This is a genomic window from Streptosporangium sp. NPDC087985 (genome assembly GCF_044741965.1).
Taxonomy (GTDB): Bacteria; Actinomycetota; Actinomycetes; order Streptosporangiales; family Streptosporangiaceae; genus Streptosporangium.
On the sequence record NZ_JBIUTQ010000008.1, the window covers coordinates 192,952 to 217,708 of the forward strand.

Below are 24,757 nucleotides of genomic sequence, written 5' to 3' on the forward strand. Positions count from 1 at the left end.
GAGCCGGATGGTCAGGTGAGAGGCGTTGCGGCGGGCCCGCTCCTCAGACTGGAGGAGCGGGCCGTCGCGGGGCGTACCGTGGCCGGCGGGTGGTGCCGGGCGGCTTGCCGTACGGCGGGCACTCAGGCGGAGCGTCGGCCGTACGGCGGGCGGAGCGGGTCTGAAAGCACCCGTCAGGGACGGCCGAGGGCGCGGTAGTGCCAGCCGGCGGCCCGCCAGGTTTCGGCGTCGAGAGCGTTGCGGCCATCGACGATCTTTCGGGAGGCGACGACGGCGCCGAGCGCCTCGGGGTCGAGTTCGACGAACTCCTGCCACTCGGTCAGCAGCAGCACGACGTGGGCGTCGCGGGCGGCCTCCATGGCGGAGTCGCCGTAGGAGAGTCCGGGATGGGCCCGGCGGGCGTTCTCCTGGGCGGCGGGATCGTAGACGGTGACCCGGCCGCCCTGCTCGCTGATCTTGACGGCGACGTCGAGGGCGGGCGAGTCGCGGATGTCGTCGGAGTTGGGCTTGAACGCGGCGCCGAGCACGGTGACCGTGCAGCCGTGGAAGGAGCCGCCGGCCAGCTCGCGGGCCAGGTCGACCATGCGGGCCCGGCGGCGCATGTTGATCATGTCCACCTCGCGGAGGAAGGTCAGCGCCTGGTCGGCGCCCAGCTCCCCGGCGCGGGCCATGAAAGCGCGGATGTCCTTGGGCAGGCAGCCGCCGCCGAAGCCCAGGCCCGGGTTGAGGAACTTGCCGCCGATGCGGTCGTCGAACGAGAGCGCCAGCGACAGCTGCTTGACATCGGCGTGGGAGGCCTCACACACCTCGGCCATCGCGTTGATGAACGAGATCTTGGTGGCCAGGAAGGCGTTGGCGGCGACCTTGACCAGCTCGGCGGTCGGATAGTCGGTGATCACTATCGGGGTGCCCGCCTCCAGCATGGGGGCGTACACCTCGCGCATGATCTTCTCGGCCCTGTCGGAGGCCACGCCCAGCACGATCCGGTCGGGGTGCAGGGTGTCCTGCACGGCGAAGCCCTCGCGGAGGAACTCGGGGTTCCACGCCAGCTCGGCACCCGCGCCGACGGGGGCCAGCCGGGCCAGCTTGTCGGCCAGGCGCTGGGCGGTGCCCACCGGGACCGTGGATTTGCCCAGGACCAGGCAGTCGCGTTTCAGGTGTGGGGCCAGCGACTCGATCGCGGCGTCCAGGTAGGAGACGTCGGCTCCGTACTCACCGGGTTTCTGCGGGGTGCCCAGGCACAGGAAGTGCACGTCGCCGAAGGCGGCGGCCTCCTCGTAGGAGGTGGTGAAGCGGAGTCGCCCGTTGGCGAGGTTGCGTCGGAGAACCTCTTCCAGGCCGGGTTCGTAGATGGGCAGGTCACCGGCCTGTAGCCGGGCGATCTTCTCCGCGTCCACGTCGACGCCGAGGACTTCGAAGCCCAGCTCCGCCATACACGCGGACGTCGTCGCACCCAGGTATCCGGTTCCCACCATCGTCAGGCGGTAGGCCACTGGTGTTCCTTTCGGTTCTGCCCAACTATGTGCGGTCAGAGTATCGGTATCCCCCCTTGCCCTTTGCCACCTGCGTAAACGGGTAAGAACACATATCACATGGGATGGATAGATCCGTACTTGTTGGACGTCCTAGTATCTGTCTATGAGCTTCCCTCTCTATGCGCTGCCTGAAGAGCACCAGATGCTCCGGGAGACCGTCCGCGCCCTTGCCGACGAGAAGATCGCCCCTCGTGCCGCCGAGGCCGACGAGACGGGAGAGTTTCCCTGGGATGTCTACAAGGCGCTCGTCGCCGCCGACCTGCATGCCGTCCATGTTCCCGAGGAGTACGGCGGGGCGGGGGCCGATGCCCTCGCGGCCGTCATCGTCATCGAGGAGGTGGCGCGGGCCTGCGCCTCGTCCTCGCTGATCCCCGCGGTCAACAAGCTGGGCACCGTCCCGCTGCTGCTGTCGGCGTCCGAGGAGGTCAAGCAGCGCTATCTCGTGCCGGTGGCGCGGGGTGAGGCGATGTTCTCCTATGCCCTGTCCGAGGCCGAGGCGGGCAGCGACGCCGCCGCGATGAAGACACGCGCCGTGGCCGACGGCGACGACTACGTGCTCAACGGCGCCAAGATGTGGATCACCAACGCCGGGGTGTCGGACTACTACACGGTGATGGCGGTGACCGAGCCCGGCGTCGGCGCCCGGGGGATCTCCGCGTTCGTCGTGGAGAAGGGCGACGAGGGTGTCAGTTTCGGCGCCAAGGAGAGGAAGCTCGGCATCAAGGGCTCCCCGACCCGCCAGGTCATCTTCGAGAACGTGCGCATCCCGTCCTGGAGGATGATCGGCGAGCCGGGCACCGGGTTCAAGACCGCGCTGGCCACCCTGGACCACACCCGCGTCACGATCGCCGCCCAGGCCCTCGGCATCGCGCAGGGCGCGCTGGACTACGCGATCGGCTACGTCAAGGAGCGCAAGCAGTTCGGCAAGGCCGTGGCCGAGTTCCAGGGTGTCCAGTTCATGATCGCCGACATGGCGATGAAGCTGGAGGCCGCCCGGCAGCTCACCTACGCCGCCGCCGCCAAGTCCGAGCTGGCCATGCGGGGCGAGCCGCAGAAGGACCTCACGTTCTTCTCCAGCGCCGCCAAGTGCGCCGCCTCCGACGCGGCCATGGAGATCACCACCGACGCCGTCCAGCTCCTCGGCGGGTACGGCTACACCCGCGACTACCCGGTCGAGCGCATGATGCGCGACGCCAAGATCACCCAGATCTACGAGGGCACCAACCAGATCCAGCGCATGGTCATGGCCCGCCAGCTCCTCAAGTAGTCGCTGACGTGCAGAAACCCCGCCTCCTGTGCTGGGTAGGCGGGGTTCGCTGTCTTCGGATTCGACCTCTAAACGATCACTGCTCCGTCCATGTTCCGTCAGAGTCCGCACGCAGCCGGAACGGACGGTTGCCGATGACCTCCAGGCGCGCTCTTCTCTGACGTTGTGCGGTCCCGACACGGTGGAACACGACCGACCCGGAGGAGACGACGTCTACGTTTCACGCTCGGCGTGCGTTACCCGGAGGGACGTCGGCTGGCCATGGTCTCCTCTGCCTCCTGCGCCAGCGGGTCGAGCGTGCCCGCGGACTGCTCGAAGGAACGGATATGCCGCTCCCCTATCTTGTGTGCGCGCAGCCCGGAGTTGAACGGTGGGCGACGCCGGCGAGCACCAGGTCAAGTTCCGCCAGCGAGTCCTCCAGCGCGGCACGCTGGTCCGGGGCGCGTGCAATGTCCAGGGCGCTCTCGCAGATCCCCCCGTACAGCAGCGAGGTGGCCGGATCCAACGGCCGGTCCGGGATGCACCCGGCCTCGATTGCGATGGCCAGCCCGCGCCGCATCTGCTCCTTGCACCCGGCCTGGATGTCACGCATGGCAGACCAGCCGAGCGCGCCCGGTGCCTCGACCAGCGTGATCCGGCGTACGGCGGGTTCGAGGGACGCCTCCAGCAGGCGCCGGCAGCCCGCCGACACCCCATCCCACGGATCCCGCTGGGCCTGGAACGCCCGCCGGACGATCACCGCGAGCTCCTTCTGGTCGGCGGCGTAGACCTCGCGGAAGATGTGTTCCTTGTTGCTGAAGTGATGGTAGAACGCGCCACGTGTCACGCCGGCCCTGGCACAGATCGCGTCCACCGAGGTGGCAGAGAAACCGTCGCTGATGAAAAGCTCGCGCGCCGCCGCGACCAAGGCGCCCGTGGTCGCCTTGGTGCGCTCGTGCTGGCTCCGGCGCACACTCGTGTTCCCTGCCACCCGCGTATCTCCTCTTGCCCTGCACCCGACGATAGAAGAACATACGCGGCGGTCAGTTCCGGCATTCCTTGCAGAACGAGGAACGACGTCTCGATGGTCGACGGCCCGTGGTGCTCGTTCGGGTTGCCGATCCACGCCCGGATGCGAGAGGGGAGGATGCTCTTCACCTGGTGTCGGTCAAAGGTGGGGCGACGCGGAGGCGGTTGACGTACTCGTATATGCCGATTTCGGCCTGCCGCATATCGGATAGGGCGTGTAAAAACGCTGACGAGCAGCGACAGTGAAGGGGGACCGAGAACGCAGACCGCTCGTGACTGGAGGCCCTGGCCGTGTTGAAGTCGTCGCCGCCCCTTCGCACCTCTTTCCGCCATGACGCCCCACATGCGAAGGGACGACCCATGGAGCTCCTCAGGAAGTTCACGCTCGCTGCGATTCTCGGCATTGCGCTGACCTTGGTCGCGGCCTGTGGAGGCGGCGGCGACTCGGATGGCTCCACCTCGGTGGGGCTTCCCGGTGTGGAAGCCCCCGCTGGGGAAGACTCCGGTAGCAGCGACAGCTGCAAGTTCCTCAGCAAGGAGGAGGTCGCTGAGGCGATCGGCCCGCATGACGGCGGCCGGCAGGACTACACGTTCGGCGGATGCGTCTGGACGGCCTCGAGCGCCAAGGACGGCATCAACGAGGCGATTTTCGCGACGGTGCTGCCGAAGGCGCAGTACGAGTCCGTGGCCGAGATCGGGGAGCCGGTGAGCGGATTCGTCGACGGCGCCACGTACGACGAGACGCACGGCGAGCTGTGGTTCCCCTGCCGTGGCGGGGACTACTGCGGGATCAAGGTGGGGACCGCCAGCCCGGATGGCCGCCAGGAGACCGCCCTCCGACTTGGCAAGATCCTTCAGGGCCGCGTATAGGTCATCGCCCCGGTTACCCGCACCTGAACGGTCTGTCCCGGATGGGCGTCCCGCCGCGCTTCCCTGCCCTGCGAAGTCAGGGCGTCCAGGAGGGCGGCCCACACCTCCGGCTCCCGGTCGGCCAGGTCGCACAGGGGTCGGCCACTGACCAGCGCCATGCGGGTCACTTCCTCGTGTAGGTGAGAACGACCATGCCGCTTTCGAGGACGCGAGTGTCGGCCAGGTCGAAGTGGACCGGTGAGAACTCGGCCGTGAACAGCGGGACGCCCGCTCCGGCGACGACCGGGTAGAGCTTGATGACCAGCTTGTCGATCTCGGGGAGCAGGGTGCCGGCGAGCCTGGCGCCGCCGATCAGGTAAATGTCCCGGCCGTCCTCGGCCTTGAGCTCGCGGACCTTGGCGAGGGGATCGCCGGAGACGATCTCCACTGCGGGGTCGGGGCTTCCGGCGATGCTCTCCGAGACCACGTACTGGCGCAGGTGGGAGAACGGGCTGGTCACCCCGATCTCCAGGGCGGGCTCGTAGGTGAGGCGGCCCTGGATGCCGACGTCGAAGTTCCGGTTCTCGGCGTCGATCCCCATCTGGGCGCGGACGTGCGACGGCAGGGCGTCCGGATACTCCCCGACGATGAAGGCGACGACGTCCTCGGTGACGGGGAAGAAGTCGGCGTTGCCGTCGGGGGCGGCGATGAACCCGTCGATGGTCATGCCTACGTAGTAGGTGAGGTTTCGCATGAGTCCTCTTCTTCGGTGAGCGGGGTGTTCGGGGGAGGGGGGAGGGTGCGGCCGGGGCCGGGTCGCTCAGCGGTGCGTTCCGGGCTTGGGCAGGGGCCTGGGGCGCGGCACGGAGCGCACGGGCCTGGCCGTGCGGTGCCGGGGTGCCGGCGTGTTCCGGCGGAAGGGCTCGGGGGGCGTACTCCGCCGGTCCTGCGAGGCGGCCGGGCCTGTCAGGGGGGTCGGAGTCGTGAGGGAGGCGCTGAACGCGATTCGCAACCTCGGTTTCCTTTCGGTAGCGCTTCATACGTAGTACTCTGAATGGAGTGGTTAGACCGTAGTACTACAATCAGAGTGGTGTCAACCGAGATCCCCGGAGGATCCGATGCGTCAGAATCCAGCGCGGCGGGCGGCACTCGTCGACGCCGCCATCGAAGTCCTGGCCCGCGAGGGCGCGCGCGGTCTGACGTTCCGCGCCGTCGACGTCGAGGCGAAGGTGCCGAACGGCACGGCGTCGAACTACTTCGCCAACCGCGACGACCTGCTCACCCAGGCGGGTGCCCGCGTCTACGAGCGCCTGGAGCCCGACCCGTCCGTCTTCGCCGGAGCGCTGGAGGGGCCGCACGACCGCGACCAGCTCGTGGCGCTGATGCACGAGATGGTGGAACGGCTCTCCGAGTTCCGGTCGGGCTACCTCGCGATGCTGGAGCTGCGGCTGGAGGCCACCCGCCGCCCCGAGTTGCGCGCCGTGCTCACCCGTCAGATCCGGGCCGACCTCGACGCCAACGTCGCCTTCCACCTCAAGATCGGCATGCCCGGCGACGCGACCACGGTGGTGCTGCTCTACCTGGCCCTGAACTGGCTGATCGTGGACCGGCTCACCCTGCCCGACGTCCTTTCCGAGGACCGGGTCCACGACCTCGTCACCAGCGCGGTCGAGCGTCTCCTGCCGGACGAGGGGTCGTGAGCCTCCGCCAGCCAGCACACCGCGGTGCTGCGCAACGCCGGCCTCGTCTCCACCGTCCGGACGGGCAGCGCCGTCATGCACACGCTGACCCCGCTCGGCGAGGCCCTGCTGCACGGTGACCCCGCCCGCCCCGGCACGAGCGGCCCGTCCCGCTGACGCGCCCGCGTACGGGAAGGGCCCGGTCGCCGTCTCCGGCTGCCGGGCCCTCGATCCGTGTCCGGGGGGCGCTCAGGCGGTCATGGCGACCAGGATCCGGCGGGCGCCGGTGAACGGGTCGCGGCCGTGCGCGCACAGCATGTTGTTGATGATCATCAGGTCGCCCCGGCGCCAGGGGAACCCGTAGGCGGCCTCGTCGTAGGCGGCCTTGGCCGCCGCGAGGTCGGCCTCGTCGATCGGGGAGCCGTCGCCTAGGTAAGCGTTCCGCGGCAGGTCGGCCTCGTCGTACAGCGACAGCAGGGCCTGGGCCGGGTCCGCGGGAATGACATCCGTCATGATGCGGTGGTTCCTTTCAGGCGACGTTGCCGTTCCCGCATACCGATGAGGTCGTCGGGGAGCGAGTCGGGCACCTCGGTGTCGAAGCGCCGCAGCAGCCGGATGGTGGACGCGCAGACGGTGACCGCGGCCATCATCAGGGCGAAGACGACGTAGGTGAGACCCACGCCCCGCCCGTCCCCGACGCCGATGACCGCGCCGACCGAACCGGCGAGTGCGCCGTCCGGCTGCAGCATGGGGTTGAACAGGGAGGTGGCCAGGGGCGCCAGCACGGCGAATCCGATCGGCAGGGTGGACCACGAGATGGCCTGGTTGAGGGCGAGCACCCGGCCGTGGAACCGCTGCGGCACCTTGACCTGGATCAGCGTCACGTAGATGCCCTGGGAGACCGTCATCGCCATCGCCATGCAGAAGACACCGGACATGACCACGACGAGGGACGGCCGCAGGCCCATCACCAGGCATCCGGCGGCCATCCCCAGGTTGCCCAGGAACACGCCGATGATCCGGCGTTTCCGGGGACCGCCCCAGAGCGCCATCGCGATTCCGCCGGCCACCGCGCCCAGCGCCTCGGCCACCGCCACCTGGGCGACCTGGTCGACCGTGCCGAAGGAGAGCGTCAGCGGGACGGTCAGCACCAGGGCCGGGCCCAGGAAGATGTTGGCGACGGCGAAGTAGATGACCATGCCCCGGAACCCGCGGAGTTTCCAGGAGAACCGCAGTCCCTCCGCGATCGCGGTGACCAGCGGTTCCCTGCGGCGGAAGCCGAGGGTGTCGGGGAAGCGGACGGCCAGCAGCACCACGAGGGCGAACAGGTAGCTCGCCATGTCGATGGCGAGGATGCCCGGCAGGCCGATCGCGACGTACAGCCCGGCGCCCAGCAGGGGGGCGAACAGCATCGCGAACCCGTTGGTGAGCTGGGTGAGGCCCACCGCGTGTCCCAGGTAACGCTTGGGCACGAGCTGCGGGACCGCGGTCTGGAAGGCCAGCCGCTGGTAGGTGCCGGCCATCGAGTTGAGTGGCAGCAGCAGGTAGATGACCCACAGGTCCAGCCGGCCGGCCCACAGCAGCAGCGCGATGCAGAGCTGGATCGCGCCGGAGAGGCCGCTCGCGGCGATCATGACGCGCCGCCGGTCGAACCGGTCGATGAGCGGTCCGGCGACGGGCAGCATCGCCACCCCGCTGATCAGTGTCAGCGCCCACAGCAGGCCGAGGTCGGCCACCGATCCGGTCCGGTGGAACAGCCACACCGGTACGGCGAAACCGGTCAGCGCCGATCCGGTCGACGACACCAGCTGGCCGATCGCGACGCTGAGGAACCTGCGGTTGCTCGGCTCCACTGCGGGCGGCGGCGCCGGGTCGCCGGGGCCGGGCGGGTAGTGCGTGTCGTGCAGCGCCCACGCGGCGTCGGGGCCCCGCGCGGCGACGCCGTACTCGGCGGTCTCGCGCCGGGCCATCGCCGGGTGGATGCCCGTGACGATCTCGGCCAGTTCCTCCGACCGGTGCTTCAGGAAGAAGTGGCCGGCCTGGTCGAGCACCACCAGCCCGGTGGTGTCGGTGAGGAACTCCCACTCCCGGTACCGCTCGGTGTAGTAGTCGGTGACCGGGTCCTCGGAGCCGACCACGGAGATGATCGGAGCGGACATCGGTTCCGGGCGCCGGTCGAGCAGCTCGGTGAAGTACTCCTCGGCGGCCCGGGAGTCGGCGCGCATGTTGCCGATGATCCGGTCGGCCTGCTCCGGGTCGAGCACGTCGGTGTCGACGCCCATCCCCTTCAGCCAGTTGGCGGACTCCCGGTTGCTGCGCAGCCTTTCCAGCCGGGTCCGTACCGCGCCGACGACGCCCTTGAGCCGGGCGAACGGGAACATCGCCCCGATGTAGACCGCGTCCACGTCCCGGCCGGCCTCGGTGAGCTTCCGGGCCACGCCGACCGCGATGGCGCTGCCGACGCCGCAGTGCCCGTAGAGGACCAGCGGGCCGTCCACCCGCTCCAGGACCTCCGCCGTGATCCGGTCCACCAGCTCGTGGAAGGGCAGCGCCTCCTCGGTCAGGCCCACGTCGTGGCCGGGGATGGCCACCGAGTACAGCGCGTGCCCGGCGGGGAGGGCGTCGGCGAGCGGCTGGTAGACGATCGCGCTGCCGCCGCCGTACGGGACGCACACGTAGGACAGGGTGCGTCTGCCGCCCTTCGGGGTCAGCTCGTACAGCAGCGGCTGCGGCCCGGCGTCGCTGGTGCCGCCGTCGATGAAGACGGCCAGCTCGCGGATGGTGCGGTTCTGGAACAGGTCCATCACCCCGACCGGGCGGCCCGAGCCGTCGGACGCCTTGCGGATCCGGGCCACCACCTGGGTGGCGAGCAGGGAGTGGCCGCCGGAGTCGAAGAAGTCGTCGTGGACGCCGATCTGCTCCAGGCCGAGGACCTCGGTCCAGATCCCGGCCAGCATCCGTTCCGTGGCGGTCTCCGGCTCGACCAGTTCGGCGGTGGCGTCCCGGGTCGCCTGCGGGGCCGGCAGCGCCGCGCGGTCCAGCTTGCCGTTGGGCGACAGCGGCAGGGTGTCCAGGGTGACGAACGCCGTCGGCACCATGTAGTCCGGCAGGCCCTGCTTCAGCGCGAGCCGCAGCTCGGCGAGGTCGACGTCCGCCCCGCCGGGGGTCGTCAGGTAGGCGACCAGCCGCTTGTCTCCGGGGATGTCCTCGCGGACCACGACCACCGCCTCGGTGACGTCCTCGCGGTCGCGCAGCGCCGTCTCGATCTCGCCGAGCTCGATGCGCAGGCCGCGGAGCTTCACCTGGTGGTCGATGCGGCCGAGGAACTCCAGGTTCCCGTCGCGACGCCGGCGCGCCAGGTCGCCGGTGCGGTACAGCCTGGCACCCGGGACGGCGCCGAACGGGTCGGGGACGAACCGTTCGGCGGTGAGCGCCGGACGGCGGTGGTAGCCCCTGGCCACCCCGACCCCGCCGATGTGCAGCTCGCCGGGTACGCCGATCGGGGTGGGGTTACCGTGCCGGTCGAGAACGTAGAGCCGCATGTTCGCGATCGGGGTGCCGATCGGCAGGGTGATCGCGTCCGCGACGGCCTCGGGAGCGCAGTGCCAGGAGGTGACGTCGACGGCGGCCTCGGTGGGGCCGTATAGGTTGTGCAGCTCGCAGTGCGGGAGCACCGCCGTGAACGTGGCCGCCGTGGCCACGGGGAGCTCCTCGCCGCTGCAGATCACCCGGCGCAGCCCCGTGCAGTCGGCCGCGGCCTCCTCGTCGTCGGCGAGGAACACCGCCAGCATCGAGGGGACGAAGTGGGCGGTGGTCACGTTCTCGGTGATCAGCAGGTCGCGCAGGTACGCCGCGTCCTTGTGCCCGCCAGGCTTGGCGAGGACCAGCCGGGCTCCGGCGAGCAGCGGCCAGAAGAACTCCCACACCGACACGTCGAACCCGGCGGGGGTCTTCTGCAGCACGACGTCGTCGTCGCCCAGCCGGTAGGTCCGCTGCATCCACTCCAGCCGGTTCACAATGCCGCGGTGGGTGTTGGGTACCCCCTTGGGACGGCCGGTGGACCCCGAGGTGTAGATGACGTAGGCGGCATTGCCGGAGGTGACGGGTGGCCGGGGGTCGCCGGTGGGCCGACCGGCCCACTCGCCGGGTTCGTCCAGGTCCAGGATGGCCGCGTCGGTGGTCGGGACGGTCGCCCTCAGATGTCCCTGGGTCAGTACCACGGGGGCGGCGGCATCGTTGATCATGAATGCCAGCCGGTCGGCCGGATACTCCGGGTCGAGCGGCAGGTAGGCCGCTCCCGACTTGAGCACGCCCAGCAGCGCCACCACGAGCTCGGCCGACCGTTCGGCGTAGACGCCGACCAGCGTCTCCGGCCCCACTCCCAGCTCGCGCAGCCGGTGCGCCACCCGGTTGGCCCGCCCGTTCAGCTCGGCGTAGGTCAGGTGGCGGCCCTCGAAGGTCACCGCGGCCGCGTCGGGGGTACGGCCGGCCTGATCCTCGATCAGGCCGTGCAACGTCGCCCCCTCGTCCAGCGCGGCGCCGGTGTCGTTCCACGTGTCCAGCAGCAGCGTCTGCTCGTCGGCGTCCAGAATCGGCAGCTCGGACACCCGGGTGGCCGGGGCGGTGACGATCGCCCGCAGGAGGGTGACGAAGCGGTTCGCCATCCTCGCCACGGTCGCCCCGTCGAACAGCGCCGTGTTGTAGACGAGTTTGGCGATCAGCCCGTCCGCCACCTCGATGACGTGCAGTTCGATGTCGAAGCGGGTGGCCCGCAGGTCCATCGGCAGCCATGTGATGCGCAGGTCCGAGCTTCCCGCGTCCGCGATCCGGCCCATCTGGTAGTTCTGCAGCGCGAACATCGCCTGGAACACCGGTGACCGGCTGACGTCCCGGGACACACCGAGCGCGTTGACCAGCTGCTCGAACGGGACCTCCGCGTGGTCGAAGGCGTCGAGCACGCCGACCCGGGTGCGTTCGAGCAACTCGTCGAAGGTGGGGTCGTCGCCGAGCCGCGCGCGCATCGGCAGCATGTTGACGAACATGCCGACCACGTTCTCCAGCTCCGCCAGCGACCGGCCGGCCGACGAGGAGCCGACCGCGAAGTCGTCCTGACCGGAGTGGCGTGCCAGCAGCACCTGGTACGCGGCGAGCAGCGTCATGAACAGGGTCGCGTTGCGCTCCCTGCAGAACCGGTTGATCGCGCCGGTGAGTTCGGCGTCGATCTCGACGATGTGCCAGTCGCCGTCGAAGACCTGGGTGGCGGGCCGCGGCCGGTCGGCGGGCAGCTCCAGGGCCGGCACGCCGGTGAGCCGGTCGCTCCAGAACGCCAGCCGGCGGTCCAGCTCGGGGCCGGTCTGGGTCTGTCGCTGCCAGTGCGCGAAGTCGCCGTAGGAGATGGGCAGGTCAGGGAGCGTCGCCCGCCCGCCGGCGCGCAGGGCGTGGTAGGCCGCGGCGAGGTCGCGCAGCAGCAGGTCCACCGACCATCCGTCGCCGACGATGTGGTGGGTGGTGACCAGCAGCCGGTGATCATCGTCGGCCAGCCTGACCAGCAGGGCGCGGAGCAGCGGCCCGTCGGCCAGGTCGAACGGCTCGGTGGCCGCCTCGTCGATCAACGCCTGGGCCGCGGCCTCGTCGTCCGCCGTCACGACGCGCAGCGGCACCGTGACGGCAGGCTCGACTTCGATGGTGGGCCTGCCATCGGAGTCGGCGGGGAAGCGCATCCGCAGCGCCTCGTGCCGGGCCGGAAGCGTCTGCAGGGCCTCCCGGAGCAGGTCGAGGTCGAGCTCCCCGGTGAGGCGCATCGGGACCGGGATGTTGTACTGGCTCGTCCCCGGCGCGAACTGCTCCATGAACCAGACGCGCTCCTGCTGGTAGGACAGCGGCGGGGCGGTCCCCTCGGGGCGGCGCGCCACAGTGGCGGTGGCGCGGCGGCGCAGCCGCTGCTCCAGCAGCGCCCGGCGGGCCGCCGCCGAGGAGGTCCGGGGAGGGGGCTGCAAGGAGGGCGGCGGAGGGATCTCCGGGGTGGTCGTCATGCTCGGCCGTCACCTTCCGCTGTGAGTAGCCGCTCGACGTCCTCATCACTGAGCTGGTCGAGGTCTTCGGTGAGCCGCCGTTCGATCTCGGCCGCGAGGTCGGCGACGGTGGTGTAGGAGAACAGTTCGCGGACCGGGATGTCGACCTCGATCTGGCCGCGGATCCTGGCGATGGCCCGGATCGCCAGCAGAGAGTTGCCGCCGAGTTCGAAGAAGTCGTCGTCGGCGCCGATCTTCTCCACCTTCAGCAACTCGGCGAAGACCTCCGCCACCAGTTCCTCCGCGGCGGTGCGGGGCGCGACGTACCCGCGCTTCCGGGTCGGCGTCGACGCCGGGAGCGCGGCGTGGTCGAGCTTGCCGTTGGCGGTCAGGGGCAGAGCGTCGAGGGTGACGTAGTCGGACGGGATCATGTGGGCCGGCAGGGTGGCGGTGAGCGCGTCGTTCACTGCGGTGAGGTCCGCCTCGCCGACCAGGTAGGCGACGAGCCGCCGGCCGTCGGCGATGTCCTCGCGGACGCTGACGGCGGCATCGCGGACGCCGGGTTGCGCGCGCAGGGCCGTCTCGATCTCGCCGGGTTCGATGCGGTGGCCGTGGAGCTTGATCTGGTCGTCCGCGCGGCCGGCGAACTCCAGGCTCCCGTCGGCACGCCTGCGGGCCAGGTCGCCGGTGCGGTACATCCGCCGGCCGGGAGGCCCGTAGGGGCACGGCAGGTAGGCGGCGGCGGTGGCGCCGGGCCGGTTCAGGTAGCCGCGGGTGACCTGGGGGCCGCTGACGTAGAGCTCGCCGACGACGCCGGTGGGCACCGGGCGCAGTCCGTCGTCCAGCACGTAGGCGGCGGTGCCGGGGACCGGGTGGCCGATCCCGACCGATCCCGACTGGTCGACGGGCAGCGTCTCCCCGGGTGCCACCCGGGCCGCGACGCAGCCGACGGTGGCCTCGGTGGGACCGTACTCGTTGACGACGGTGACGCCGGGATGCCGCTCCCGCCAGGCGGCGGTCCAGTCGGCGGGCAGCGCCTCACCGCCCAGCACCAGGTCGGCGCTGGGGGCCGCCTGGTCGGGCAGCGCCGCCAGCAGCACCAGGTGGCTGGGGGTGGCCTTGAGGAACGTCGGCCGGTCACCGGCCGTGACCTCGTCGTCGAGGGCGGCCAGCCGCACCGCTCCGCCGACGGTCAGCGGCCCGAACAGCCCGGTCACGGTCAGGTCGAACGAGATCGGGGAGTGCAGCAGCGCCTGTCCGGCCAGGCCGGGGTAGGCGGTGCCGGCCCACGTCAGGTAGGCGGCCACTGAGCCGTGCTCGACCACAACCCCCTTGGGAGTGCCGGTCGAGCCCGAGGTGTAGATGACATACGCGACGTTCCCCGGTCCGGCCGCCCGTGAGGCGCCGCCGTCCGGCGCCCCGGCCCACTCGCCGGGGTCGTCGACGGCGAGCACGGTCGCGCGGGTGGCGGGCACGGCGCCCGCCAGGTGCCGCTGGGTGAGCACCACCGTGGTCGCGGAGTCGGTGAGCATGTACGCCACCCGGTCGGCCGGGTAGCCGGGATCCACCGGTACGTAACCCGCCCCGGCCTTCCACACGCCCAGCAGGGCGGGCAGCAGTTCCAGGCACGGTCCGGCGTACACCGCGACCAGCGACTCGGGGCCGGCGCCCGACCGGCGCAACCGGTCCGCCACCCGCTCGGCGGCCTCGTCCAGCTCCGCGTAGGTCAGCCGCCGGTCACCGACGATCACGGCGGTCGCCTCCGGAGTGCGCGCGACCTGTGCCTCCACCAGGTGGCAGGCCGTGACCTGCTCGCGCGGCGGCTCCTGCGCGCCCGTCTCCAGCAGCGACGCGCGCTCGGCCTCGTCCATCAGCGGCAGGTCGCCGATCCGGGTCTCCGGATCGGCTGCGCCGGCGGTCAGGACGCGCAGGTAGCGGGCGACGAACGTCTCTGCGGTGTCCCGGTCGAACAGGTCGGTGCGGTACAGCAGCCGGCTGATGCCGGTGGTCAGGTCGAACGCCAGGTCGTCCTTCGAGGTGGTGTAGGGGATGGGCTCGATACCGGAGTCGGGGATGTAGTTGAAGCCGATCTGGTACAGCGGCTGCACCCCCGGATCCCGTTGCGGCGCGATCGCCTCGACGACCGCCTGGAACGGGACCTGGCCGTGCTCCATGGCGTCGAGCAGGGTGGTACGGACCCGGCCGAGTAGCTCGGCGAAGGTCGGGTCGCCCGAGGTGTCCGCCCGCACCACCAGCTGGTTGACGAACATGCCGATCAGCCCGGCTACCTCCGGCAGCTCCCGCCCGCTCACGGTCACCCCGACCGCGGTGTCATCGTCGCGCGACAGCCGGGACAGCAGCGCGACGTACGCCGTCAGGAACACCATGAACGGCGTCGCGGCCGAGCGGCGTCCCACCGCGGTGACCTGCTCCCACACCCCTTCCGGGATGGTGAAACGGACCTCGTCGCCGGCGTAGCCGAGCCGGGCGGGCCGTGGCCGGTCGGTGGGAAGGGTGTGTACGGCGGGCAGCCCGGCCAGCTTCGACCGCCAGTAGTCCGTCTGCTCGGCCAGCGCCTTGCCGGTGAGCTGGTCGCGCTGCCAGGCCGCGTAGTCGGCGTACTGGATGGGCAGCTCGGGCAGGTCGGCCGGCTGGCCGGCCGACAGGGCGGCGCACAGTTCGGCCATCTCCCGCGAGAAGATGACAGCCGAGGTGGCATCGAACACGGCGTGGTGGACCACGAAGTGCACCGCCCAGCGCGCGTCCTCGATCCGGACCGCCGTGGCCCGCCAGAGCGGGGCACGGTCGGTGGGAATCGTGCTCCCGGCGGCGGTCGCGGCATGCTCGAGCGCCTGAGCGAGGCGCTCGTCGGCCGGTAGCGTCCGCAGGTCGTGCACCCGCACGTCGAGGTCGACCTCCGCGTGCACCACCTGGCGGAGGACGCCGTCGACGATCCTGAAGGACGTGCGGAGTGCCTCGTGCTGGTCGGTGACGGCCTTCAGCGCTGCGACGAGATCCTCGGCCTCGATCGGGTGCGTGACCACGAACGAGCACGGCAGGCTGAACACCGGCGAACCGGGGTCCATCTGGTCGGCCAGCCAGATCCGTTCCTGGCCGAACGAGGCGGGAGCCTCCCATTCCCTGGCGGTCACCTTCGTCACCCGCCCTGGCGGAGGCTGAGCGGGCGCATGTCGGTCCATACCGTCTCGATGTGATCCAGGCACTCCTGCCGGGCTCCGCTGAAGCCGACGTCATGCCACCCGGCGGGGAGAGTCCGCCCCGCGGGCCAGATCGAGTACTGCTCCTCGTCGTTACGCACGACCAGGTAGTGGTCGTCGGTCATGGTTCCTGCCTCGTTCATCGACGGTCCAGTTTGGGGATGGTGGTGGCCGGGCGGGACTGCCCGGATTCGCCGTCGGCGGCGCGGAGCCGTTCGACGACGACCGCGAGCTCGGCCACGGTCGGGGATTCGAACAGGCTGCGCATCGGCAGCTTCACGCCGACGGCCTTACGCAGGGAGGCGATGAGCTGCACCGCGATCAGGGAGTTGCCGCCGAGTTCGAAGAAGTCGTCGTCGACGCCGACCCGCGGCACGCCGAGACCGTCGCTCCACACCCGCGCGATGGTCGCCTCCAGTTCGTTGCGGGGCAGGACGCCGTCGTCTCCCGACGCCGCGGCCCCGGGGCGCTCAGCGGCCTCGGTGTCCTCGGCGATGGTGTCGGTGGTCTGCGCTCTGGCCCGTTCGGCGAGCTCGGCCACCGGCAGCGGGTTGATCACGACCTGGGGGCCGAGGTGCGCGGCCATCACCCGGAGGAACGCCTCGGCGCCGTCCACGGGGGTGATGCCGTCCGTGGCCGGTGCGGTGGGCGCCGGTCCGGCCGCACCGGCGGGGCCGGCTGCCAGGTCGCCGGTGACGGCGTCGCGGTTCACCCGGCGCAGCACGAAGTCGCCGATCTCCACCAGAGCCCGGCCGTCCTCGTCGAACAGCGTCAGGTCCGCCGAGACCACGTCGTCACCCCCGTCGGCGTACCGCAGGTGACTCCAGAACCGCGCGGGCAACGGACCGCGCACCAGCACCCGGCCGTAGGAGAGCGGCAGGTAACTGCCCTCCCCGCGCCCCTCCCCGAACGCGGTGGCCACATCGAGCAGCGCCGGATGCAGCACCCAGCGCCCCAGGTCGGCCAGGGCGGCCTCGGGCGCGACGATCCTGGCGAGTTCCTCGTCCCGGCCCACGTGGTGTACGTCCAGCGCGTCCCAGCGGGGGCCGAAGGCGAGCATGCTGGTGCGGCCGGTCTCACGTTCGGTCTCGCGGTCGGCCGAGTTCGCCGAGCCCGCGGAGCTCGGCCGGCAGCGGGCCACGATCGACGGGGCGTCCACCGGCGCGGCCGACTCCGGGCGGACCCACCCGGCCGAACCGCGCACGTGCGTGGCGGAGCGGCCCGCCGTACGGCTCACCACCCGGAACTCGACGCCGTCCGCCGAGGTGGTCAGCTCCACCCGGTACTGCGCGACGCCCCCGTCGGGGACGGAGAACGGCTCCAGGAACGCCACGTCCCGCAGTTCCACGACGTGGCCGGCGTCCGGCGCGGGCAGGCACGCGGTCACGGCGGCGCGGGCCGACTCCAGGTGACCGGTGCCGGGCACCACCGGCACCTGGCCGATGCGGTGCTCGTCGAGCAGCCAGTGCGTGGTGGCGGACACCAGCCCGTGACACTCGGCTCCGCCGTCCTGGCCGTTCACCACGGTGGAGAGGACCGGGTGGTCCATCGCCTGGGCCACTCCGCCCCGGGCGGCGCGGAACCCGTCGGGCGCGGACACCTCGACGGCCATGCCGACCTCGGTCCAACCGCCCCAGTTCTGCGAGACGACCGGCGCGCGCCAGCCGTGGGAGCTGCGGGCGTAGGCGTCGAGGAAGTTGTTGGCCGCGCAGTAGTCGACCTGGCCGAAGCCGCCGACCACCGAGGTCACCGAGGAGCAGAGCGCCACCCAGTCGAGCGGGAGGTCACCGAAGACCTGCGCCAGGGCGAGGGTCCCCGCGAGCTTGGGGGCCAGTACGGCGGTGGCCGCCGCACGGTCCTTCACCTCGGCCATGCCGCCGCCGGGCAGCCCGGCGGCGTGCACGATGCCGTCCAGCCCGCCGAACTCGGCGTCGATCCGTTCCCGCACCCCGCTCAGCTCGGCCGGGTCGGTCACGTCCGCGGCCAGTACCAGCACCTGGGCACCGGCTTCCTCCATCCGCCGGATCGCGAGGATCGCCCGGCCCGTCCGGTCCGTGCCGCCGTGCACCGCCAGGTGGGCGTCCCACTCCTCACGCGGCGGCAGGCCGCTCCGGCTGAGCAGCGCCAGCCGGGCGCGGGCCCGGCGCGCGAAGTCCTCGGCGAGGGTGATGCCGATCCCGCCGATCCCGCCGGTGATCAGGTACCGGCCCCCCTCGCGGACCGCTCCGGGCTCGGAGGCCTCCTCGTTCAGGGGCACCTGGGTGTAGTCGGTGACCCAGCGGCGACCGGCGCGCAGCGCCACCTCCGCCTCGTCGGTGGGCCGCAGCAGTTCGGCGACGAGGTCGGCCGTCTGCGCGTCGCCCGCCTCCGGGTCGGCGTCGATGTGACGGACGGTCAGGCCGGGCAGTTCCAGCGGGACCACCCTGGCGATGCCGGCGAGGGTGGCGTGCTCGGGACGGAGCAGGTCGCCCTGGGCGTCAGAGGCGCCCGACGACACCACGTCGAGGTGGACACCGTCGGCCACCCCCGCGGCGGCCAGGGCCTGGACCAGGTCCAGCAGGCTGAAGAAGCCGCGCTCCTGCGCCTCCCAGGTGGCGTCGATCCCGCCGGCCGCGGGCAGGCCGTCCAGGGCCAGGGCGTGCACGATCCTGGCGGGGGTCCCGGCGGCGAGCAGCGCCCCGTGGTCACCGGGGCCGCCCACCCGCACGGTGGCGCCCCGGGCTCGCAGTCCGGCGACGAGCTCCTGCCCGCGAGGCCCGTCGGCGAGCACCAGGCAGTCGCCGAGGTCGGTCCGGCGGGGGTCCGGGGGAGCCTGCCGCCAGGTGGGCACCGCGAACCAGCCGGCCAGCGGCAGCGGGCCGCGGCGCCGGACCGGGACGGCGGTGGCCTGGTCGACCGGGTCGGCGTCGACCCAGTAGCGCCGGCGCTCGAACGGGTACGCCGGCAGCGGCACGCGACGGCCCGCCGCGCCGAAGTTCCCGGACAGCGGCACCCCGGCGGTCCACAGCGTGGCCGCCGCGTCGCAGGCGGTGGCCACGTCCCCGGCCCGCTCGCCGGGCCCCGGCAGGCTCGGCAGCGGCGCGGGCGCCCCCTTGGGAAGCTGCATCCTGACCAGCCCGGCCAGCTGCCGGCCGGGCCCGCACTCCAGCAGCAGCGGCGGCGTGCCGCCGTGCGCGGTGAACAGCCCGGCGACGCAGGCGCCGAACCTGACCGGCTGCCGCAGGTGGGCGGCCCAGTACGCCGGATCCGTCGCCTGCTCGGCAGTGATGAGCTCACCGGTGAGGTTGGACCAGAACGGCAGGCTCGGAGCCTGCCGCGGCACCGAGGCGACCAGCGCGGTGAACTCCCCGAGGATCGGCTCCATCATCGCCGAGTGGAACGCGTGCGACGTGCGCAGGGCCTTGCAGCCCACCTTCCGGGCCTTCAACGTCTCGGCGAACGCCTCGATCGCGGCCGTGGAACCGGCCACCACGCAGGTGCCGGGGCCGTTGACGGTCGCCACCGACACCCCGTCCGGCAGCAGATCGGCCAGCGCCGACTCGTCCCGCTGGACGGCGAGCATCGCGCCCGGCGGCACCGACTGCATCAGCGCGCCACGGGCGGCGACCAGACGCACCGCGTCGGCCAGGGTGAAGACCCTGGCGACGGTCGCGGCGACGTACTCGCCGATGGAGTGGCCGATCATCGCGGCCGGCCGTACTCCCCGGCTCTGCCAGAGCCGGGCCAGCGCGTACTCCACGGTGAACAGCGCCGGCTGGGTGTAGCGGGTCTGCCGGAGTTGCTCGTCGGCGTCGGGCGCGGTGCCGAACATCAGGTCGCGCAGGTCGAGGCCGAGGTGTTCGGTGAGCAGGCGCGCGCACTCGTCGACGGCCGCGGCGAACACCGCCTCCGTCCGGTACAGCTCCGCACCCATGCCGGCGTACTGCGCGCCCTGCCCGGAGAACAGGAAGGCCACCGCCGGCGGGGTGGCGCGGGCCTCCCCCTTACGGCGGCGCTTGCGGTCCCGTAGCGCGGCGACCGCGTCGGCGCGGTCGGTGGCCGTCACCGCGGCCCGGTGGGGATACTCGGTCCGGCCCACCCGCAGCGTGTGGGCCACATCGGCGAGATCGAGGTCCTCGTGGGCCGTCAGATACCCGGCGAGCCGATCCACCGCCGTGTCCAGCGCGGTGGCGGTCTTGGCGGACACCTGCAGCAGGTGCGCGGGCCGCGGGGGAAGAGAGTCCGTTCCGGCGGGCGGCGCCTCTTCCAGGACCACGTGCGCGTTGGTGCCTCCGATGCCGAAGGAGCTCACTCCGGCGCGGCGAGGACCGCCGTCCCTCTCCCACTTGCTGAGCGTGGACGCCACGTAGAACGGGGTGTCGGCGAAGTCGATCGCCGGGTTGGGGTGCTCGTAGTTGATCGTCGGTGGGATCAGCCCGTGCTCCAGCGCCAGCACCGCCTTGATCACGCTGACGATGCCCGAGGCCTGGCTGAGGTGGCCGATGTTGGACTTCACCGAGCCGATGCCGCACCAGCCGCGGTCCGCTGTGGCCTGCGTGTACACCGAGGTCAGCGCGGTGACCTCGATCGGGTCGCCCATCGCGGTGCCGGTACCGTGCGCCTCGACGTAGCCGATCGTGCGCGGGTCGATGGCGGCGAGCCCGACCGCCTGGGCGATCACGGCGGCCTGCCCGTCGACGCTGGGCGCGGAGAAGCCGACCTTGCCCGCGCCGTCGTTGTTGATCGCGTTGCCCCGCACCACGGCGCGGATGTGGTCGCCGTCGGCGATGGCGTCCTCAAGCCGCTTGAGGACGGTGACGCCGACACCGCTGCCCCAGACGGTGCCGTTCGCGTCGGCGTCGAAGGGTCGGCAGTGGCCGTCGGGGGAGGTGAACCCCTCCACCCCGATGTAGCCGGTGGCCGGAGGGTGTTCGACGTTCACCCCACCGGCCAGGGCCATGTCGCACTCGCCGCCGCGCAGTGCCTCGCAGGCCAGGTGGAACGCGACCAGCGACGTGGAGCAGGCGGTGTGGACGGTCAGGCTGGGCCCGCTCAGGTTCAGCCGGTAGGACACGGTGGTGGCCACGTAGTTCGGCGAGTTGGCGGTGGCGAGCCCAATGCCGTGGCGGGTCTCCCACACCCGGCTGTTGCGGGCAAGGTTCTCCCACATGTACTGGTTGCCGCCGGTGCCCGCGTACACGCCGATGGCGCCGTCGTAGCGCGCCGGGTCGGTTCCGGCGTCGTTCAGCGCGGTGTAGCACGACTCCAGGAAAAGCCGGTGCTGCGGGTTGAGGATCTCGGCCTCCCGCGTGGTCAGGCCGAACAGACCGGCGTCGAACTGGTCGTACCCCTCCACGTACGGAGCCCTCGACACCCAGCTCGGGTCGTCCACGTCCTCCTCGGACGCGCCCCTGGCCACCTGCTCATCGCGGGTGAAGGTGCTGATCGACTCCACACCGTCGACCAGGTTGCGCCAGAACTCGCCGATGTCGGCAGCGCCCGGTACCCGGGCGGCCATCCCCACGATGGCGATCGGCTCGACGCCCTCGTCGGTGACGTCACTGGTCATGGTCGTTCTCCTGTCCGGTGGTGCTGTGGACGCGTCGTGGGCGCCTGGTACGGTTGCGCCGCGCTTCGGCCCGGGAGGCCGCGCGGGCGAGTTCGGGGTTGACGGCTTCGGGATGGCCGGGGGAGCCGCCCGCCGGGGTGTCCAGGTAGGCGGCGAGGGTACGGATGTTCGGGTAACGGAACAGGTCCACCATCCGCAGCTCGCGGTCGAGCCGGACGCTCAGGCGGCCGTGCACGGCCGCGAGCGCCAGCGAGTGACCGCCGATGTCGAAGAAGTTGTCGTCGGCGCCGACGTGGTCCCGCTCCAGGACCTCACACCAGATCGCGGCGATCAGCTCCTGGGTGGCGGCCGACCCGGTGCCCACCGGGCTCTGGGACGTCGCCGCCGGCTCGGCGACCCGCATGGCGCCGGGTGCGGCGTCCGGTGTGACCCGTCCGGGCAGGGCGACCGCGCCCACCGGGGTGGCAGGGTCGGCGGCCAGCGTGCCGACCACGTTCACGTAGTCGATGAGCATCGCGTCGACCCTGGCCGCGTCGAACAGGTCGGGGTTGTAGACGACCTCGACGGAGAACCGGCCGTTCCGCTCCGCCACGTAGACGGTCAGGTCGAACGGCGACCCCGGCTTGTCGACCTCGACCGTCTCGCTGCGCAGTCCACCGAGCTCCAGCCGGGGCTCGGTGAGGTTCAGCACGTTGAACATGACCTGCACCAGCGGGGCGCGGGAGGTGTCCCTGCGGATGCCGAGCTCCTCGACCACGCGCTCCAGCGGCGCGGCCGGGTGCGCGGCGACGTCCAGCAGCTCGCGGGTGCACCGCTGTACGTGGGCGGCGAAGTCGGCGTGATCGTCCGACCGCAGCCGCAGCGGGACCATGTCGATGAAGAACCCCACCAAATCGTCGAAGGCGGCCACCCGCCGGTCGGCGACGACCGCGCCGATCACGTGGTCGGCGGTGCCGGTGAGCCGGTGGAGCAGCCGGCCGAGCCCGGCCAGCAGCACCCCCGCCGGGGTGGCCCCGAGACCGGCGGCGAGCGCGCGGACCGCGGCGTCGGCGTCGGGCGGCAGGACCGCGCGGGCCTCGGCGCCCCGGTAGGTCTGTACGGCGGGGCGAGGCCGGTCGCGGGGCAGCTCAAGCACGGTGGGCGCCCCGCGCAGGTGCTCGGCCCACCAGGCCAGATCCGCTTCACCGTCGCGGAGGTCCCGCTCGGCCCGCCAGACCGCGTAGTCGGCGTACGACGCCCGCAACGGCACCAGGTCCGGCGTCCGGCCGGTGACGGCGGCCGTGTAGGCGGCGGAGAGGTCGGTGTAGAGCGCGTCCCGGGACCAGCCGTCGAACACCGCGTGGTGCAGGGTCAGCGCCAGCACATGCTCGTCGGGGCCCAGCACGTACAGCCAGGCCCGCCAGGGGGAGCCGTCCGCCAGGTCGAACGGTACGGACGCGCCGGCCGCCAGCCGGGTGCGGAGCTGTGTCTCCCGCTCTGCCTGGCCGTACCCGCGCAGGTCGACCACGGTCAGGTCCACCTCGGCCGGTGGCTCGCAGACGGCGTACGGCACACCGGCCGTCTGCCGGATCCGCCAGCGCAGCACGTCGTGCCGCTCAGCGACGGCCCGCAGCGCCGCCCGCAGCGCCGGGACCTCCAGGGGGCCGTTCAGCGTCTCGGCGAGGGCGATGTTGTACGGTGCGGCCTCGGGTGCGAGCTGGTCCAGGAACCACAGGCGGCGCTGCGGCGGGGCCAGGGTCGGCGGGTGGCCGAGGGTGAGTTCCGGCCCCGGCAGCCGTGCGGCCCGGTCGAACCGTTCGGCGATCCCCGGCAGGGTACGCCCGGCGAACACGTCCTCCACCGTCACGTCCAGGCCCAGCTCGTCGCGGGCGGCGGCGACCAGCCGCATCGCGGTGATCGAGTCGCCTCCGCTCGTGAAGAAGTCGGTGCCGATGCCCAGGCGCCGCCACACCGTCGCGAGCGCCCGTTCGGCGGCCGTCTCCCCTTCCGGCGCGTCGTCGGCCGGGCGTTCCTCGGCCGCCAGCTCACGCAGCCTGGACCGGTCCACCTTGCCCGAGGTGTTGACCGGCAGTCTGGGCAGGCGCAGCACGCGCTCCGGCAGCATCGCCGCGGTCAGTCGCGAGGCGGCGTACCCCGGGTCGGCCGGGGCGTCCTCCGGGGTGAGGAACGCGACCAGTTCCAGGCCGCCACCGGGCCGCGGCACCGCCTCCACGGCGGCCTGCGTCACGGCCGGGTGCTCCGCCAGGACGGCCGCGATCTCGCCGAGCTCGACCCGCTGGCCGCGGATCTTGACCTGTCCGTCGCGGCGGCCCAGGTAGACGAGCTGCCCGTCGCCGGCGTACCGCACCATGTCCCCGGTCCGGTAGAGCCGGGCGCCCACCTCGCCGGAGAACGGGTCGGGCACGAACACCTCGGCGGTCAGGCCGGGCCTGTCCAGGTAACCGCGGGACACACCGGGGCCGCCGACCAGCAGCTCGCCCTCGGCCCCGGGTTCGACCGGGCGGAGCCGGTCGTCGACGACGTAGCAGCGGTGGCCCGGGGTTGGATGGCCGATCGGCACCGGCGTGGCCTGCGGCGCGGTCAGCTCGGCGGTGACGACCACCACGGTGGTCTCGGTGGGCCCGTAGACGTTGACGAACCGGCGGCCCGGCGTCCCCCACAGGTTGACCAGTCCGGGCGGTACCGCGTCGCCCCCGCACATCACCAGCCGCCAGCCGGGCAGCGCGGCCGGGTCAAGCAGGGACAGCACGGCCGGGGTGATGACCCCCCAGGTGACCTCGTGCGCGGCGATGAAACGCTGCAGCCTGGCCGGGTCCGTGCGGTCGGCGTCACCAGCCAGCTGCAAGGCCCCGCCCAAGGCCAGCGGTACGAACAGGTCGATGACGGAAGCGTCGAAACCGAGAGAACAGACTCCCAGTGCGCGGGTGGTCTGGTCGGCCCCGGTGCTCGCCGCACGTTCGAGGACGAACGCGGCCAGGTTGCGGTGGGTGACGAGCACGCCTTTGGGGCGGCCGGTGGAACCGGAGGTGTACAGCACGTAGGCGAGGTTGTCCGGCGCGGCCGGGCAGGCGGACACGGCGGCCGGATCGACGGGTTCGGTCAGGTCTGCCAGGTCGGGTACGGCGACGCAGCGCAGGCCCGCCTCGCCGGCCGCCTCCGCCCCCGCCCGGTCGCACACCACGACGTCCAGACCGGCGTCGGCGGCGATGTCCCGCAGCCGCAGTCGCGGGCCGTCCGGATCCAGCGGCACGTAACAGCCGCCGGACAGCAGTACGCCGAGGAGCGCGACCACCATCGCGGGCCGCCGCTCCAGGCAGATCCCGACCCTGGTCTCCGGTCCGACGCCGAGCGCGCCGAGCCGGGCGGCGAGTACCGTGGCCCGGCCGACCAGCTCGCGGTACGTGATCTTCTCGTCCCACTGGGCGACCGCGACCGCGTCCGGCGCGGTGCGGGCCCGCGCCACGATGAGATCGGCGACGGTCCCCTCCGGAGGGGGCAGGCGGTCCGCCTCCGGTAGGAGCGGCTGGTCGTTCATCGCGCACCGCCTGCGGGCCGGGGGTCGGTGATCTGCAGGCGGAGTTCGCTGAAGTAGCGGTTGCCGGCGTGGTCGGTGATCCAGGCCTGGTCGGGGGTGGGCAGGGC

At 72.0% G+C, this 24,757-nt stretch carries 14 protein-coding genes; 4 read left to right on the plus strand and 10 right to left on the minus strand.

Going from position 1 to position 24,757, the window contains the following annotated elements; all coding sequences use genetic code 11:
• Positions 1–173: 173 nt before the first annotated feature.
• On the minus strand, positions 174–1,493 hold the full coding sequence (locus ACIN94_RS18330) for a UDP-glucose dehydrogenase family protein (protein ID WP_400707171.1): 1,320 nt from the start codon (positions 1,491–1,493) through the stop codon (positions 174–176).
• A gap of 145 nt (positions 1,494–1,638) precedes the next feature.
• On the opposite strand from ACIN94_RS18330, the gene ACIN94_RS18335 reads away from it, so the two are divergent.
• Positions 1,639–2,802: an acyl-CoA dehydrogenase family protein gene (locus tag ACIN94_RS18335; RefSeq protein ID WP_400707174.1), complete on the plus strand. Its 1,164-nt coding sequence runs from the start codon at positions 1,639–1,641 to the stop codon at positions 2,800–2,802.
• A gap of 337 nt (positions 2,803–3,139) precedes the next feature.
• Here ACIN94_RS18335 and ACIN94_RS18340 read toward each other — a convergent pair whose 3' ends face one another.
• Positions 3,140–3,772, minus strand: a complete 633-nt coding sequence (locus tag ACIN94_RS18340; RefSeq protein WP_400707177.1) for a TetR/AcrR family transcriptional regulator — start codon at positions 3,770–3,772, stop codon at positions 3,140–3,142.
• Positions 3,773–4,170: 398 nt separating this feature from the next.
• On the opposite strand from ACIN94_RS18340, the gene ACIN94_RS18345 reads away from it, so the two are divergent.
• Positions 4,171–4,680, plus strand: coding sequence for a hypothetical protein (locus tag ACIN94_RS18345; RefSeq protein WP_400707180.1), 510 nt, complete (start codon positions 4,171–4,173; stop codon positions 4,678–4,680).
• Here the strand turns inward: ACIN94_RS18345 and ACIN94_RS18350 are convergent.
• Both ACIN94_RS18350 and ACIN94_RS18355 read right to left on the minus strand, forming a co-directional pair.
• Positions 4,665–4,838, minus strand: a complete 174-nt coding sequence (locus ACIN94_RS18350) for a hypothetical protein (protein ID WP_400707183.1) — start codon at positions 4,836–4,838, stop codon at positions 4,665–4,667. The two genes, ACIN94_RS18345 and ACIN94_RS18350, sit on opposite strands and share 16 nt — an antisense overlap.
• A gap of 5 nt (positions 4,839–4,843) precedes the next feature.
• Entirely contained in the window at positions 4,844–5,413 is a 570-nt protein-coding gene (locus tag ACIN94_RS18355) for a dihydrofolate reductase family protein (protein WP_400707186.1), read from the minus strand.
• A gap of 364 nt (positions 5,414–5,777) precedes the next feature.
• Here ACIN94_RS18355 and ACIN94_RS18360 point away from each other — a divergent pair, with 364 nt between their 5' ends.
• Both ACIN94_RS18360 and ACIN94_RS18365 read left to right on the plus strand, forming a co-directional pair.
• Positions 5,778–6,359, plus strand: coding sequence for a TetR/AcrR family transcriptional regulator (locus ACIN94_RS18360; RefSeq protein ID WP_400707189.1), 582 nt, complete (start codon positions 5,778–5,780; stop codon positions 6,357–6,359).
• A gap of 24 nt (positions 6,360–6,383) precedes the next feature.
• On the plus strand, positions 6,384–6,515 hold the full coding sequence (locus tag ACIN94_RS18365; protein WP_400707192.1) for a hypothetical protein: 132 nt from the start codon (positions 6,384–6,386) through the stop codon (positions 6,513–6,515).
• A gap of 72 nt (positions 6,516–6,587) precedes the next feature.
• Here ACIN94_RS18365 and ACIN94_RS18370 read toward each other — a convergent pair whose 3' ends face one another.
• The 6 genes from ACIN94_RS18370 to ACIN94_RS18395 are packed head-to-tail and all read right to left on the minus strand — an operon-like array spanning position 6,588 to position 24,650.
• Complete coding sequence (locus ACIN94_RS18370; protein ID WP_400707195.1) at positions 6,588–6,851, minus strand: TauD/TfdA family dioxygenase; 264 nt, start codon at positions 6,849–6,851, stop codon at positions 6,588–6,590.
• On the minus strand, positions 6,848–12,370 hold the full coding sequence (locus tag ACIN94_RS18375; protein WP_400707198.1) for an amino acid adenylation domain-containing protein: 5,523 nt from the start codon (positions 12,368–12,370) through the stop codon (positions 6,848–6,850). Before ACIN94_RS18375 ends, ACIN94_RS18370 begins: the two co-directional genes overlap by 4 nt.
• Positions 12,367–15,501, minus strand: coding sequence for an amino acid adenylation domain-containing protein (locus ACIN94_RS18380; RefSeq protein ID WP_400707201.1), 3,135 nt, complete (start codon positions 15,499–15,501; stop codon positions 12,367–12,369). The genes ACIN94_RS18375 and ACIN94_RS18380 overlap by 4 nt, the downstream gene beginning before the upstream one ends.
• A 5-nt stretch (positions 15,502–15,506) precedes the next feature.
• On the minus strand, positions 15,507–15,710 hold the full coding sequence (locus ACIN94_RS18385; RefSeq protein ID WP_400707204.1) for an MbtH family protein: 204 nt from the start codon (positions 15,708–15,710) through the stop codon (positions 15,507–15,509).
• On the minus strand, positions 15,707–21,115 hold the full coding sequence (locus ACIN94_RS18390) for an SDR family NAD(P)-dependent oxidoreductase (RefSeq protein WP_400707207.1): 5,409 nt from the start codon (positions 21,113–21,115) through the stop codon (positions 15,707–15,709). Before ACIN94_RS18390 ends, ACIN94_RS18385 begins: the two co-directional genes overlap by 4 nt.
• Positions 21,105–24,650, minus strand: a complete 3,546-nt coding sequence (locus ACIN94_RS18395) for an amino acid adenylation domain-containing protein (protein WP_400707210.1) — start codon at positions 24,648–24,650, stop codon at positions 21,105–21,107. The genes ACIN94_RS18390 and ACIN94_RS18395 overlap by 11 nt, the downstream gene beginning before the upstream one ends.
• Positions 24,651–24,757 lie beyond the last annotated feature (107 nt).